Here is a 15,498-nt window from a genome sequence, read left to right as displayed (position 1 = left end):
GTCAATCTACAATAGATAAATCGACTCATTTATGCCTAAAAGACCAACGTTTAGTCCAGCAAATACCCTCGTCGTACTTGATTTTGAAACATCGGGTTTATCACCCAATCAAGGAGCTAGAGCCATCGAAATTGGTGCAGTATTGATTGAAAATGGCGTGATAACCCAACGATTTTCAGAGCTAATGGGTCCTGGCTTTAGGATCAGCTCTTTTATTGAAGACTACACAGGGATCAGCAACCAAATGCTGAGAAATGCCGCCCCCTGCCACGAAGTGATGGCACGTTTTGCCGATTTTATTGGCGATAACCATTTAGTGGCACACAATGCAGCCTTCGATCAACGCTTTCTTGATGCTGAATTTGCCCATATCCACCACGAGTATCAAGGCCAATTTGCCTGTTCTTTACTACTGGCAAGACGTTTATACCCCTTAGCGAGCAATCATCAACTGGCGACTCTAGTACGTTATAAACAATTGCCTAATAACGGCACCTTTCACCGAGCTTTAGCCGATGCAGAAATGACTGGCCACTTATGGTTAGCCATGCTGGCGGATTTACAGCGTGATTTTGCGATCACATCACCGCCTTTTAGCCTAATGCAAAAAATAACTCAAAAAACAAAAGCCGATGTGGCTAAATTTATCCGCCAATACAGCGCGAAATAAAACCCTTAAGCCCACTAAAATAGACGAATGCTGTGCACATTCGTCTATTGCGCAGATTAAGAGTCTTATTAATTAAAGGCCTAATTGGTCAAGTAAATCATCGGCATTAGCATCTGTTGTAAGTGAGGCTATCGCGGGTTTATCTTTCATTTTGGACCAAGGTGATACATCGCTATCGTTACTCGCACCGTTATTACCATGTTGCTCAAGCAAACTATCTGGATCGAATTCCTCATCGTATTCAAACTCGTCCAATTTAATAAATTCAGTCTTATCCATTGCAAACTCAAGGTAGAAAATATGGTTATTTTCTGTTTTAAAGGACACCCTTCTTGCGACAGCATCATCTAAATTTGCATCAATAGAAATAGTTAACTCTTTATTAATAGTCAACATCTTAGGTTGGCTTTGGCTAATGGATGTTTGCAACTCTTTAGAGATTTTATTAATAAAATCACCAAGAATTTGATTCATTAACTCCCCCATCACATTTCCCACTTCATCAGAAGTGTGGGAAAACGCCAACTCGGACTCCGGCATCCCCATATTCAACATATACCGACGATAGATCTCAATGGCGGCGGAAGCTGAAAAGTTGATCACGACAAGTCCAGAAAAACCACCATCAAAAATAGAAAAACAGCCAAGATCTGGCTTAAGGCGAGTCCGAGCAATACTCTGCACCATACCCGCATGGCTAACATGGCTAGCACTCGTGCTCGATAACACGTGGGCCACCGAATGACATAGCTTTAGTAAAATATCATCCGAAGTAACAATTGTGTCTGTAGTCATAATCAATTCTCAAACTGAACGATGAATTAATCTTGCGCGTAAAACCCAAAAAAATCAAAACTAAAACAATTGATTAGCCTCTTTTATCAAGAATAAAACCGTGAAAAACCTGTAACCTATTGATATTAGGTTAGTCTTCCAGATGATATGGCAATTCAAAAACAGGGCGAATAAAGAATAGGCTCGTTAACACTCACTTTTCAAAACCGTTGAATAAGATATCCTGCTTAAGATCAAAGAAACCTTCGATTCTTATTAACCTGTTACTAAATTTAGTAGTAAGTGATTCAATTAACAATGATTCGCATGTATATTGAGTTACACTATTTTTGTGTGTATTGTGCCTTTAAGGAACCCAAATGATCACATTTTTACGTCAACTGACAATATTGCAACGACTGATGATAATGCTCATCATGGCGGCAATAGGTACTGTTTGTTTTGCTAGCTTTTCAATAAAATTACAGTACAACAATTTGATAGAGCAGAAATGGCAACAGATCGACGGGCAACTTGGCAGTGTTTTGAGCATACTCGATGCCCATCGCCAAGATGCCCTTAATGGGAAATCCACCGAAGAAGAGGCAAAAAAAGCTGCAGCGGCATTAATGACCCAAATTCGTTATGCTGGCGCGGGTTATTTTGTTGTGATAGATGACACAAATCAAATCGTTGCACACGGTGAAAATAAGGCTTTAATTGGCACTTCGGCCATGAATGTTAAGCTGACAGATGGTTCAACCCCATTAGCAACCATGTTGCCGTTAGCGCGCAAAAATGCAAAAACCACCTTAGAATATCCATTTACGAATCCTGTCACTAATGTGATTGAAGATAAACTTGCCGAAGCCCGTTATTATCCTCAATGGGGCTGGACGATTGTTACTGGCGCATATCTTAGCGATGTAGAAAAAAACCTTAAATCGGTCATCGTTGATTATCTGATTATCATGTTTTTAATCTCTGTACCCATTTTTGCCTTTTTCCTCGTATTAAATCACTCCATCACCTCACCACTTAACGATGCCATTGAAGCATTGGAAGACATTGCCCAAGGTGAAGGGGATTTAAGCCAACGTTTAAGCACTAAAGGTAAAGATGAAATAGCCCACCTTGCCCAAGCTTTTAATCTTTTTGCACAAAAAATTGGCGATATGATTGGCCACTTACAACCTCTTGGCCATTCATTGGATAACGATGCAAAACAATTAATGCAAGCCGTTGAAGAATCCAATCAAAGTGCTGAGCATATTCACCGTGAAACCGGCAGTGTTGCTACCGCGGTGAATCAAATGCTCTCAACTACCCATGAAATGGCGAACAATACCCAACAAGCCGCAGATGCAGCAAATAGTGTTAAAGAACAAGCTCAGCAAAGCCAAATAGTAATAGACAATACCGTCCGCAACACTGAGAAACTCGTTCAAGAGCTTAAAGCCTCTGAAATCATAACCCAAAAGCTTGGCGTTGCCTCAGGGCAAATTGGCAGTATTCTTGATGTGATCCGCGGTATTGCTGAACAAACCAATTTACTGGCACTCAATGCAGCGATTGAAGCCGCAAGGGCGGGTAGTCATGGTCGTGGTTTTGCTGTCGTTGCCGATGAAGTCAGAGCGTTAGCTAACCGTACTCAAGATTCGACGAATGAGATTCAGAAGATCATCACTGAGATCCAATCCGGTGTTAGCTCAGTGATGAAAAGTAATAGCCAAACCCAACATCAATCCGATGAACTGCAAGCTCAAGCTCACGAAGCAGGTAAATCAATGGCGGCTATTTTGCAATTGATTGCCCATATTAGTGATATGAATACTCAGCTTGCCAGCGCAACGGAAGAACAGTCATTAGTGACAGAAGAAATTAACCGAAATATCTGTAATATCTCAGATTTAACCGAAGTATCGGTCAAAGCAAATGAAAGTAACAGCCATGCAGCACAATCGTTGCAGGACATTAGCCAAGATATGTCCCATACACTAGGTCAATTTAAAATCTAATTGGCCCAAGGTACATGTAAAAAGGCGCCAATCGGCGCCTTTTTTAATTAAAATGTTTCAAAACAAAAAACCTCACGCCTAAGCCAATAGGATTAGGGTATCCTGTCAAAAATATCAACAGAGGAACAGCCGATGCGCATGACTTTAGCCGTTCACACTCGGCAATACACCATCCATAGTTTTAGCCCCAATGCCCAACTACCGAGCAACATCTTTGCCGAAGATGTGTATTTTATCAGTAAAACTGCAGAAGGTTTTACGGTCGTTATCGGCAGTGATGTTGAACTAGACAGTCTTGAACAAGAAGGCCATTGGTGCTGTATAGAAGTGCTTGGGCCTCTCGGTTTTTCAATGACGGGCATTTTATCGAAAGTCTCTAGTACATTAGCCGACGTACAAATCAGTATTTTTGCTCTTTCAACTTTCGATACCGACTATATTTTGGTGAAACAAAGTCGTCTCACCAGTGCCATTGATGCTCTAAGAAAACAGGGTTATCAAGTTATCGAATCACAAGAAACACAGTAGAACGTAAAAGAGTGGATCCGCTATGTATGAAAAATTTGTCACTATTACCGCCAAACATGGTATTCACACTCGCCCAGCAGCATTACTCGTCAAAGAGGCTAAAACCTTTAACTGTGATGTTTTAGTGGAGTGCAATGGTAAACAAGCCAGTGCTAAAAGTTTATTTAAATTACAAACATTAGGTTTATATCATGGTGTTACTGTTAGAGTGTTTGCCGATGGAGAAGATGCACAGGATGCAGTTGAAAAAGTCTCCACACTCTTAATTACCTTAAGTTAAACTCTATTTCGCATTTAATTACGCGTAAATTGTAGGAATCAATATGTCGATAACAGGGATCATAGTGTCATCGGGTATTGCCTTTGGACAGGCATTACACCTTAACTACACCAAAAACTACCTCGATTATCGGCCCATTCCCCTCGCGAGGATCCCACAACAGCAAGCAAAGTTTTTCAAAGCATTACAGGAACTACAACAACAACTTAGCCATAGCCAAGCTAAACTTTCTGCCGAATGTGAAAATTATCAGCTTATTGAAGCCGATTTATTGCTGTTACAAGATGAAGAACTTATTGAGCAAGTCAAAGATGCCATTAGGACTCTGCAATTATCTGCCAGCGTCGCAGTTGAGCGGATATTCGCTCACCAAGCTAATGAATTAGCATCCCTTGACGACCCCTATTTAGCCAATCGGGCGCAGGATGTGCGCAGCCTTGGGCAACGTCTCGTTTCTGCCATCCATGGCCACTTAGATCAAGGCTTAGAGAAACTACATTCTCCCACGATTTTGCTCGCTCAAGATCTTACCCCGGCTGAGTTTGCTTTGCTGCCAAAGGAACATATTAGCGGTATCGTTCTGAAAACTGGCGGGTTAACCAGCCATACCGCCATCTTAGCCAAAGCCGCGGGAATTCCCGCTATTTTAAGTTGCCAGTTTGATGCCGAATGTATTCCCAATGGTACGCCCTTAATTCTCGACGCCCTTAATGGCGAATTGTGGGTAAAGCCTACGCCAGAGGAGCAAGCTCGGCTGACGGTCACATTGCACCATGAACAGGCTCGACGTGCAGCACTCGATGACTATAAAAACGTCCCTGCACAAACTCAAGATGGGCACCAGATTAGCCTATTAGCAAACGTGGGCAACTTGAACGATATCACCCATGTAAGTGATGTTGGTGCCGACGGTATTGGGTTATTTCGTACCGAATTTATGCTAATGAATGCCAGAACCTTACCCGATGAAAAAGCACAGTACAGCCTATATTGCGAGGCATTACATGTTCTTGGAGGAAAAACTTTCACTATTAGGACCTTAGATATAGGGGCCGATAAAGAATTGCCTTGTCTATATCAGGAAGTGGAGGAGAATCCTGCACTCGGGTTACGGGGAATACGCTACACTTTGGCGCACCCTGAACTGTTTAAAACCCAATTACGAGCCACGCTCCGGGCCGCTAATCATGGCCCAATTCGATTAATGTTTCCGATGGTCAATCAAGTCGAGGAACTCGAACAAATTTTTAAGCTGATTGCCGAATGTCAAGCTGCGTTAGAGGAAGAAGAAAAAGGTTATGGCGAATTGAGTTACGGCATTGTGGTAGAAACACCTGCCGCAGTACTCAACCTCAGTGCCATGCTGCCTAAACTGGACTTTGTAAGTATTGGCACCAATGACTTAACCCAATATGCCATGGCAGCCGATCGTACAAATCCGCAGCTTACACGGGACTATCCCTCACTCTCCCCTGCGATACTTGCCCTGATAAAAATGACCATATCACAGGCGAAATCAGCAGGCGTTAAAGTATCACTTTGCGGTGAACTTGCCAGTTCACCTCTTATGGTGCCTTTATTGGTCGGTATGGGTCTTGATGAACTGAGCGTGAATTTAAATTCCCTGTTAGAAGTTAAAGCTGCCATCTGCCAAGGGGATTTTGAACGATTTTCTGCGCTAGCGCACACTGCATTACAACAAGATAGAATTGCAACCTTACAGCAATGTATAACAAGCTATAAATAGTAGAATTTATTCGTTATGCTGCATCACGGATCGAAAAAATAATGACAAAAATCAATACAAGGGGCTCAACATTATGGGATTTCTAAGCCGCATAAGACGATTGGTATCGGGGCAACCCCATTTAGCCGGCGGTATCATGGTATATGCACCTGTGAGTGGTGATATTGTCGCCATTGAAAAAGTCCCCGATGTTGTTTTTGCAGAAAAAATTGTTGGAGACGGCATTGCAATTGCGCCTAAAGGTGATCAAATGCTTGCCCCAATTGATGGAACCATTGGTAAAATTTTCGAAACCAACCACGCCTTTAGCATAGAGTCACCACAAGGTTTAGAGCTATTTGTGCATTTTGGAGTGGGTACCGTTGAACTTCGTGGCAAAGGTTTTAAGCGACTTGCGGAAGAAGGCCAAACTGTAAAAGCTGGCGATCCGATTTTAGCGTTTGACATTGAGTATCTTAGGGATCAAGTCGAGAGTTTGCTTACCCCTGTAGTCCTCGCCAATATGGAGGACGTTAAATATCTTGATAAAGCTCAGGGAAGTGTGACCGCAGGTAAAGATGTGATCTTTACTGTCCAACTTTAATGATGAATATAAATTAAAACCGCTTAACCATTCTATGCCGCCACACTGCGTACCTATAGATCACACTGTCTGTCACAACATCTAGGCTAGCTCATAGGATCTAGCCTAAGATATACCCGTCATTCCGCAGCTAATTCCAGAATTTAAATAGTGTGATCTGGCGATCAGCTTTTCATAAAAACTACGACACCATCTTGACCGCGATCGACAGTTTTGATCTATTACTGCTATTTGACGGTCTCAAAATATGTCTACCCATCCTGTTATTAAACGCTTAGATCACCTTGGTCTCATTGCCGCCTTTTGTCACGAAATTGGCCTGCCACGGATGATAGATGCCGTTATCCCAAAATATTCTGACCACAATGTTTCTCATGGTGACGCGGTATTGGCCATGCTCCTAAATGGACTTGGCTTTCATAGCAGAACACTGCACATGTTCTCGGACTTTTTTAAGACCAAGCCTGTATCTAAGCTACTCGCCAAAGACATTGAAGCACACCACCTGACTGATGATGTACTAGGCCGCACATTAGATGCTCTATACGAAGCCGATGTCTCAGCGCTCTATCAGGTTATTGCTGAGCGTGTTGTTGATAAACTGGGCTTGACGACCGATTCTGTTCATCTTGATATCACTAGCTTCCACGTTGATGGTGAGTATGCACAAGATGAAAACACCAACGTGATTAAGCTTGTAAGAGGTTATAGTCGGGATCATAGGCCAGAGCTTAACCAAGTCGTGCTTGAACTCATCTGTGAAAACCAAGCAGGTATTCCTGTTTACATGCAAGCACTGAGTGGTAACACCAATGATGCCAAGGCATTCGCTGAAGTCACTAAAAGACACATACATTGCCTAAAAGCCGCGCAAAATAGTCGTTACTTTATCGCTGATGCCGCTTTGTACACCGAAGAAAGCATCTCCTCGCTAGATGAGCAAAATCAAAAATTCATTACCCGTGTCCCCATGACCATCAAGCTCGCAAAACAAGCACTACTTGCGCTAGAGCCAGAGCAATTAAGCACTATCGGTCATGGCTACTCAGGATGTTGGATAGACTCGGATTACGGAAAGGTCAATCAACGTTGGTTGCTCGTTCACAGTGAACAGGCCACCAAGCGGGAAGAAATCACTTTCTTCAAGAACTTAGAGAAAAACATAGCAAAAGAAATCAAAGCGTTGGAAAAGCTAAGTAAAAAACCATTCGCTTGTGAAGTTGACGCAGAATTAGCGTTTAACGATTTCAAGAAACAATGTGACTTACTTGGGTTTGAACAAGGCACTCTCATCAAACAGCCGACTTACTCTCATTCGGGCCGCCCAAAGACAGATGAAGCACCGACAGGATACCAATACTTTATCGAAGCCGCCCCCTTCACCGACCTAGAAAAAGTAAAACTGGCTAAGCTCAAAGTAGGCATGTTTATCCTCGCGACGAATGACACCGACAATGAAGCACTCACCATGGCGGCTCTTCTAGCACATTACAAATCGCAACAAAAAGTCGAGCGCGGCTTCCGTTTTCTAAAAAGCCCTGAGTTTTTAACCTCTTCCATCTTCTTGAAAAAGCCTGAGCGCATTGAAGCGTTGCTAATGATAATGACGTTGAGCTTGCTTGTTTACGCTAGTTTAGAACACAAAATCAGAGAACAACTCGCACAAACCGAAGCGTTCTTCCCAAGTATGGTAAAGAACAAGACGACCTCCAGACCGACGGCACGTTGGGTCTTCTTGCAATTCGAAGGCATAGATACGCTAGAGATTAACGGCCAAAGGTTCATCACTGGACTTCAAGATCACCAAACACAACTACTCAAATTACTCGGTAGATTCTATGAGGTAGTTTATTCCTAAATTAGCTGCGGAATGTCGGATATACACCTGCAATGTGCCATTAAGTAAGTTAACCTAGACTGGCCAAAAAGGCTTCTCTGATCAACGATAATACTCATCAATTCTCATTCCCAAATAACCCACATTACCTCACGCAAAACCCAAAAAAATCAACGTCTACGCTGGCTCTCGTGTAAAAGAATGACTATATATCTAGTAGTGCTTTTTTAATAAAGAGGAATAACAATGAAGTTCAGTCATAAGATTGTCGCCGCATCCTCTGCGTTACTTTTAGTGACAGTAACGCTACTCACAATAAAACAATACTACTCCATCCAGAAGGAAATGCAGGCACAAGTCGAAGCCAGTGTCACTGAAATCGTTGATGGTGTAAGAAACACTGTTTCATCGGAAATAGAAGCACGTAAACAACTGGCAGCTTATACCACTAGCTTGATAGAGCAAGATCTCACCCCAGCCCACATCAGTAGCGTTATTACGCGTCCCACGGTCAAAAATGCATTTTTGCTTATCGGTTTCGGATACGAAAAGGATGGCACTAATATTAATAATAATCCGAGTTGGGATCCCGGCGCTGGATGGGATCCAAGGGCGAGACCTTGGTATAAAGATGCAAAACAAGCCGATAAATTGATCATCACAGCACCCTATCCTGACTCTGCCTCCGGTGAAATTCTTGTCTCTATCGCAACCCCCGTAAAAGAGAGCGGTCAATTTATTGGGGCAATTTTTTATGATGTTAGCCTTGTTGGATTAGCAACATTAGTCAATGAGGTGAAGCTATTCAACGCTGGATATGTGTTTATTGTTGCGCAGGATGGAACGACAATCGCCCACCCAGAAGAAAAGAGAAATGGTACTCCAATGGCTGACTATCTGCCTAACATCAAAGTGATGGAACAACCTCAAAAAGTGAGTATTGACGGTAAAAACTTCACCTTAGATTTCTCTAAAGTGGCAGGAGAAAACTGGTATGTCGGCGTTATCTTAGATGAAGATATTGCCTATGCCGCCGTAACAGATTTACGCAATAGCTCTATTCTCTATACGGTTATCGCTTTACTTATCAGTATTACTGTACTTCTCCTACTCATCACAACTTTGATGCGCCCATTGCAAACCTTGAATGATGCGATTCAAGATGTCGCTTCTGGAGAAGGTGATTTGACCCAACGTTTGAATACAAAAACCGATACTGAGTTTTCATCTTTAGCCATTAGTTTCAATACCTTCACTGCTAATCTTCAACAACTTATTATTGAATCTAAATCGATTGGTCGACTCATCCATCAGAGTTCAGAAATGACATCGGTAGAGTTACAACAATCAACTGATGCAATGAACTCGCAGCTACATGAACTCGAACAACTTGCCACCGCAATGCATGAAATGGCAACGACCTCAACAGATGTCGCACGCAATGCTCAGGGTGCAGCCTCTGCGGCCAAAGAAGCAGACGACGCCACCAGTGCAGGAACTCGCGTCGTTAGCGATACAACGAAGGCGATTAATGCCTTATCCTCCGAAATCGATATGGCAGTATCTGAAGTCAAAATCTTAGGATCTGCGACAGATAATATTGCGACTATCTTAAAAGTCATTAACGATATCGCAGATCAAACCAATTTGTTGGCCTTAAATGCGGCAATTGAAGCTGCAAGGGCGGGAGATTCAGGGCGTGGCTTTGCCGTTGTAGCCGATGAAGTCAGAACTCTCGCGCAAAAAACACAGCAATCGACAACACAAATCCGCAATATGATAGAACAACTTCAGCAAGGAGCCCGAGCCGTGGCAGAAGTGATGCACCAAAGTAAGGAAACCGCAAAAGATGCCGTTACCCGCGCCCAAGATGCTAACACTGCACTCGATAAGATCCGTGAAGCCATATTACAAATCACAGACATGAACCTACAAATTGCTTCTGCGGCTGAAGAACAAAGTCTCGTTGCCGAAGAAATAAACAGTAATACAATTAGGATCAAAGATTTATCTGTCCAAGTTTCAGACACGGCCATTCGTGCTAACTCTGCAATGCATACACAAACGCAACATATCAAAGAACAAGACGCAATCCTGAATAAATTTATCGTCTAAGTCATCCCCTTTAGGAAAGGGGATATCCTACTTGTGACATCCAGCGCACAATGCCACAATGCGTGCAAAATCAAAGTTTGCACGCATTGCGTGCCCTACACTGGAGCAAGATTTTGACTCTCTTTGGTATTAAAAATTGTGACACTGTGCGAAAAGCACGTAAATGGATTGAAAATCATCAGCTTACTGTTTGCTTTCATGATTTTAGAGAAGATGGCTTAACCCAAGAAGATCTGACGTTCTGGTGCGATACCGCTGGATGGGAAACGGTATTTAACAAACGCAGTACTAGCTTTCGTGCGCTAAATGAAACCGATAAAGCCGATATCGATAGAGACAAAGCCATTCAATTAATGTTAATCCACCCTACGCTTATCAAACGTCCCATATTAGTTATTGGCGAGCAAGTACTGGTTGGCTTTAATGAAGCAAACTATAAGAAGGCCTTTTCCCTATGATGACAGCCGAACATTTTCCGGTCACCGAACTTGCTAAAGACCTGATTTCACGCCCTTCAGTCACTCCACTCGATGAAGGCTGTCAAACATTAATGGCAGAAAGACTGAGCGCTATCGGTTTTAATATCGAACCCATGATATTTGAAGACACCACCAATATGTGGGCACGCCGTGGCAACCAAGGCCCAGTTTTTTGTTTTGCAGGTCACACCGATGTGGTACCCACTGGGGATATAAGCCGCTGGCATACACCACCATTTGAACCCACCATTATCGATGGTTATCTGTATGGCCGTGGCGCCGCGGATATGAAAGGTTCCCTCGCTGCCATGATCGTGGCGACCGAACGTTTTGTGACAAAACATCCTGATCACCAAGGCTCTATCGCCTTTTTAATTACCAGTGACGAAGAAGGTCCATTTATTAATGGCACCACTCGGGTGATTGATACCCTAGAAGCGCGCAAAGAAAAAATCACTTGGGCACTGGTGGGCGAACCTTCATCAACCCTCAAGTTAGGCGATGTCGTCAAAAATGGTCGTCGTGGCAGTCTCACCGGCAATTTAACCATCAAAGGGATTCAAGGCCATGTGGCTTACCCTCATCTTGCTGATAATCCTATCCATAAAGCGGCCCCTTTCTTAGCGGAGCTAAGCCAAATGCATTGGGATAACGGCAACGAATTCTTCCCCCCCACCAGCATGCAAATCGCCAATATTCACGGTGGTACAGGCGCATCGAACGTGATCCCCGGCGCCTTAGAGGTGATGTTTAACTTCCGTTACTCGACAGAAGTGACTGCCGAGATCCTTATCGAGCGGGTAGAAGCCTTATTAAAAGCCCATGAACTTGATTATGATATAAGCTGGATATTCAATGGATTGCCATTTTTAACCGGCGATGGTCCTCTACTCGATGCCACGCGGTACGCTATTCACCAAGTGACGGGTTATGACACCTCACCACAAACCACTGGTGGCACGTCCGATGGTCGTTTTATTGCACCTACGGGCGCTAAAGTTTTAGAGTTAGGTCCAGTAAATGCGACCATTCATAAAGTGAATGAATGTGTAAAAGTGGATGATCTTGAACAACTCGCGCTGTGTTATGAAGTGATTTTGGAACAGCTACTGTGTTAAACACATCGACAATATCTCCTGCAACTGCGCGGCTTTATGGCTTAGAGCCTAATGCGCTCGTTGAAATAACCAGCCCATACCATAAGCAAGAAACACGGTTTAAGTTGGAAGCCAAGACCGCCCTTGCCTTCGAAGCTATGGCTGCCAAAGCGGCACTCGAGGGCATTCACTTAGCTATCTGCTCTGCCTATCGTCCCTTTGATCGCCAATTGGCCATATGGAATGCCAAAGCCAGTGGTAAACGAGTTGTTTTAGATGCTTGTGAGCAACCCATTGATATTGAAGGATTGAGTGATGATCAATTGATCGACTTGATTTTACTCTGGTCAGCACTCCCCGGTGCATCGCGTCATCATTGGGGCACAGATATTGATGTATTCGATGCCAATCAAATTGATGTTAAAGCACTTAGGCTTATTGAGGCTGAGTATATTGAGGGAGGCCCCTGCGCCAAACTGCATAGTTGGCTAAAAGAGAATGCCCGTGATTTTGGTTTTTATTTTCCCTTTCAGCGCGGACAAAGTGCGGTCAGTGCCGAACCTTGGCACATCAGTTATTTCCCCGTTTCGCAGCTATTATTACCCCAATTTGATACCCATGAACTGGCAATATTGTTAAAAAACAGTGATATGTTATTAAAAGATGCCGTACTCACCCGCTTAAACACCTTAGTGGATGAATATGTACGACGTATCGCAAAACCTGAATAACGGTGTCAGCTTTATCCTATTGCTGGTGTATTAATTGATATTAAGTAGGTTTTTATGGATTTATCTTTATACCGTCAAACTAAGATGATTTCAGGTCGTCAACTGAGTTATCTCGATATCGGTACTGGGCCAGTCTTGCTCCTAGGACACAGTTATCTCTGGGATAGCGCTATGTGGGCGCCGCAAATTATGGCATTAAGTTCCCATTACCGCTGCATAGCACCAGACCTGTGGGGACATGGACAATCTGACACACTGCCAGACAACTGCAACAACTTACTTGATATTGCCGATCATATGCTTATGCTGATGGACACCCTTGCCATTGATAATTTTAGTGTTATAGGGCTTTCAGTTGGCGCAATGTGGGGCGCAGAGCTTGTCCTAAAAGCGCCAACTCGAGTTAACAGCTTAGTCATGCTCGACAGTTTTATTGGGTTTGAACCAGAAATTACCCGTGCAAAATACGATAATATGTTGGATTTGGTCGAAAATGCCGGTGTCATTCCCCCTGCCCTTATCAGCGCCATTTCCCCCCTCTTTTTTGCAAACAATGCCATAAACAATCATCCAGAGCTGGTGGCGGGTTTTGAACAATATTTAGCCTCAATACCCCCAGAAAATATTCCGGCAATAGTACAGCTTGGACGTATGATTTTTGGCCGCCGAGATACTATGGATTTTGCGGAACAATTTACACTGCCTTGTTTAATCATGGTCGGTGTTGAAGATAAAGCCCGCAGTGTATTAGAAAGCTACCTGATGCACGATGCCATTGATGGCAGTGAACTGGTACATATCCCTCATGCTGGCCATATCTCAACTCTAGAGCAAGCCGATTTTATTAACCAACGGCTTAACCAATTTCTCAAACCTCTTACCAAAGATGCCTCATAACAACGCATTGGATAGACCAGCCGTCATAAAATTACTGGTATACTCTTGCAGAAAATTCGCTTATGCGTGATTTAGAGCATTAAAGATAAGTTAATGCGTTAATAAAACAATAGGTTAAAATGAAACTACTCAAACCTTTATTTGATAATAACCGCCGTTGGGCAGGACGCATACGCCAAGAAAATCCCGATTTCTTTGAACAATTGGCAAAACAGCAAAATCCTGAATACCTGTGGATTGGCTGCTCAGATAGCCGTGTACCTTCTAATCAAATCATCGATTTAATGCCCGGCGAAGTGTTTGTGCACCGTAATATTGCCAACATGGTCATCCACACGGATCTCAACTGTTTATCTGTGCTGCAATACGCCGTCGATGTACTGAAGGTAAAGCATATTATGGTAGTAGGCCACTATGGTTGCGGTGGTGTACGCGCAGCGATGAGTCAACAGCGACTCGGCCTTATCGATAACTGGCTCGGGCATCTACGGGATATTTACCGTATCTACCAAGAAGAATTACTGCAAATGGATGAAGCCAAACGCTTCGATCGTCTGTGCGAACTCAACGTGATTGAGCAAGTCGCCAATGTTACCAGTTCAACCATAGTGCAAGAGGCATGGGACCGTGGACAAGAAGTCGCCGTTCACGGTTGGATTTATGGCATAGATAATGGCTTACTCACAGATTTAGATGTCACTGTCGATCGAACTCAAGGTTTAGCCAATCCTCGCTAAGCAAATAAAAGTGGTCGATATTAACGTACTGCTTGCCTTATTTAGGATTAAAGTTCCAAGTAAGGCAAGCAGTTACAATATAGCCAGAAGCGATAGCTTAAAGAGAAAAGTCTTCGGCAGTATGTTGACCGCCCTATTCCACCGCATTTAAACTCTAGCCCATACTTAAGGTCTCTGCCGCGAGCCCTTTTATCTGTCTACAGCACATAACCTTGATAAGTAGGATATTTTGATGAACGTGATTCTGTTAATCCCAGCGCGTTACGGCTCTAGCCGCTTCCCAGGCAAGCCATTGGCACCGATTAACGGTAAGCCAATGATCCAGCACGTGTATGAACGTGCATCGTTAGCAAAAGGTCTCACGAATATTTATGTTGCTACCGATGACGAACGTATCAAAGCGACCGTTGAAGGATTTGGTGGCAAAGTGGTGATGACCAGCCCAGATGCCGCATCGGGAACTGATCGTATCAATGAAGCGATCAAACTGCTGGGATTGAAAGATGATGATTTAGTGATCAACGTACAGGGCGATCAACCCCTGATTGATCCCACGGCTATCGAGCAACTGATCAACCTATTCGAACGTCAACCGGGTGAGTTTGAAATGGCAACCCTAGGCTATGAAATCGTCAACAAAGCCGACATTGATGACCCAATGCAAGTAAAGATGGTCTTTGATAACAACTACTATGCCTTGTATTTCTCCCGCTCGCGTATTCCCTTTGGCCGCGATACCCAAGATTATCCTGTTTTTAAGCATTTAGGGATTTACGCCTATACAAGCAAATTTGTACAAACCTTCGCCGCGCTGCCATTAGGCCGCCTTGAAGATCTAGAGAAACTCGAGCAATTACGCGCTTTAGAACATGGTCATAAGATCAAAATTGCCATCAGCGCCTCTAATTCTCTTGAAGTCGATAGACCAGAAGATATCCACAAATGTGAGCAACGTTTAGCGGCAGGTTAATCCCGAAAACAGATATGCCAAACGAGGAGCTGTAT

The 15,498-nt window shown here is 43.4% G+C and carries 15 protein-coding genes; 14 read left to right on the top strand and 1 reads right to left on the bottom strand.

Annotated features, from left to right (window positions below; all coding sequences use genetic code 11):
- Window positions 1–31 precede the first annotated feature (31 nt).
- Entirely contained in the window at window positions 32–670 is a 639-nt protein-coding gene (locus SPUTW3181_RS09865) for a PolC-type DNA polymerase III (protein ID WP_011789224.1), read from the top strand.
- Window positions 671–742: 72 nt separating this feature from the next.
- Here SPUTW3181_RS09865 and SPUTW3181_RS09860 read toward each other — a convergent pair whose 3' ends face one another.
- Window positions 743–1,465 (bottom strand): DUF3334 family protein, encoded by a 723-nt coding sequence (locus tag SPUTW3181_RS09860; RefSeq protein WP_011789223.1) that lies wholly within the window; start codon window positions 1,463–1,465, stop codon window positions 743–745.
- Window positions 1,466–1,824: 359 nt separating this feature from the next.
- Between SPUTW3181_RS09860 and SPUTW3181_RS09855 the strand changes: the two genes are divergently transcribed.
- The 13 genes from SPUTW3181_RS09855 to kdsB all read left to right on the top strand — a co-directional run bounded on the left by SPUTW3181_RS09855 (window position 1,825) and on the right by kdsB (window position 15,463).
- Window positions 1,825–3,462: a methyl-accepting chemotaxis protein gene (locus tag SPUTW3181_RS09855; RefSeq protein WP_011789222.1), complete on the top strand. Its 1,638-nt coding sequence runs from the start codon at window positions 1,825–1,827 to the stop codon at window positions 3,460–3,462.
- Between the two features lie 132 nt (window positions 3,463–3,594).
- Window positions 3,595–3,990 (top strand): ACT domain-containing protein, encoded by a 396-nt coding sequence (locus SPUTW3181_RS09850; RefSeq protein ID WP_011789221.1) that lies wholly within the window; start codon window positions 3,595–3,597, stop codon window positions 3,988–3,990.
- 22 nt (window positions 3,991–4,012) lie between these two features.
- Window positions 4,013–4,270: an HPr family phosphocarrier protein gene (locus SPUTW3181_RS09845; RefSeq protein WP_011789220.1), complete on the top strand. Its 258-nt coding sequence runs from the start codon at window positions 4,013–4,015 to the stop codon at window positions 4,268–4,270.
- Window positions 4,271–4,313: 43 nt separating this feature from the next.
- Window positions 4,314–6,017 carry a phosphoenolpyruvate--protein phosphotransferase gene (gene ptsP / locus SPUTW3181_RS09840; RefSeq protein ID WP_011789219.1) on the top strand — a complete coding sequence of 568 codons (1,704 nt, stop codon included), beginning with the start codon at window positions 4,314–4,316 and terminating at the stop codon, window positions 6,015–6,017.
- 73 nt (window positions 6,018–6,090) lie between these two features.
- Entirely contained in the window at window positions 6,091–6,600 is a 510-nt protein-coding gene (gene crr, locus SPUTW3181_RS09835; protein WP_011789218.1) for a PTS glucose transporter subunit IIA, read from the top strand.
- Window positions 6,601–6,847: 247 nt separating this feature from the next.
- Window positions 6,848–8,458 carry an IS1634-like element ISSpu7 family transposase gene (locus SPUTW3181_RS09830; RefSeq protein WP_011787758.1) on the top strand — a complete coding sequence of 537 codons (1,611 nt, stop codon included), beginning with the start codon at window positions 6,848–6,850 and terminating at the stop codon, window positions 8,456–8,458.
- Window positions 8,459–8,683: 225 nt separating this feature from the next.
- The gene (locus SPUTW3181_RS09825; protein ID WP_011789217.1) at window positions 8,684–10,552 is read left to right on the top strand and encodes a methyl-accepting chemotaxis protein; all 1,869 of its coding nucleotides are present in this window, start codon (window positions 8,684–8,686) and stop codon (window positions 10,550–10,552) included.
- A gap of 113 nt (window positions 10,553–10,665) precedes the next feature.
- Entirely contained in the window at window positions 10,666–11,010 is a 345-nt protein-coding gene (locus tag SPUTW3181_RS09820) for an arsenate reductase (RefSeq protein WP_014610501.1), read from the top strand.
- A complete protein-coding gene (gene dapE / locus SPUTW3181_RS09815; RefSeq protein WP_011789215.1) occupies window positions 11,010–12,149 on the top strand; it encodes a succinyl-diaminopimelate desuccinylase in 1,140 nt (379 codons plus the stop codon). Before SPUTW3181_RS09820 ends, dapE begins: the two co-directional genes overlap by 1 nt.
- Window positions 12,143–12,859 (top strand): M15 family metallopeptidase, encoded by a 717-nt coding sequence (locus SPUTW3181_RS09810; RefSeq protein WP_011789214.1) that lies wholly within the window; start codon window positions 12,143–12,145, stop codon window positions 12,857–12,859. The genes dapE and SPUTW3181_RS09810 overlap by 7 nt, the downstream gene beginning before the upstream one ends.
- Before the next feature lie 54 nt (window positions 12,860–12,913).
- Window positions 12,914–13,756, top strand: coding sequence for an alpha/beta fold hydrolase (locus SPUTW3181_RS09805; RefSeq protein ID WP_011789213.1), 843 nt, complete (start codon window positions 12,914–12,916; stop codon window positions 13,754–13,756).
- 119 nt (window positions 13,757–13,875) lie between these two features.
- A complete protein-coding gene (gene can / locus SPUTW3181_RS09800) occupies window positions 13,876–14,493 on the top strand; it encodes a carbonate dehydratase (RefSeq protein ID WP_011789212.1) in 618 nt (205 codons plus the stop codon).
- Window positions 14,494–14,725: 232 nt separating this feature from the next.
- Window positions 14,726–15,463, top strand: coding sequence for an 8-amino-3,8-dideoxy-manno-octulosonate cytidylyltransferase KdsB (kdsB, locus tag SPUTW3181_RS09795; protein WP_011789211.1), 738 nt, complete (start codon window positions 14,726–14,728; stop codon window positions 15,461–15,463).
- Window positions 15,464–15,498: the final 35 nt, after the last annotated feature.

This window comes from Shewanella sp. W3-18-1 (genome assembly GCF_000015185.1).
In the GTDB taxonomy this organism is placed as follows: Bacteria; Pseudomonadota; Gammaproteobacteria; order Enterobacterales; family Shewanellaceae; genus Shewanella; species Shewanella putrefaciens.
Note: the sequence above shows the minus strand (reverse complement) of the source record. Positions and strands in the feature narration are given on the sequence as shown.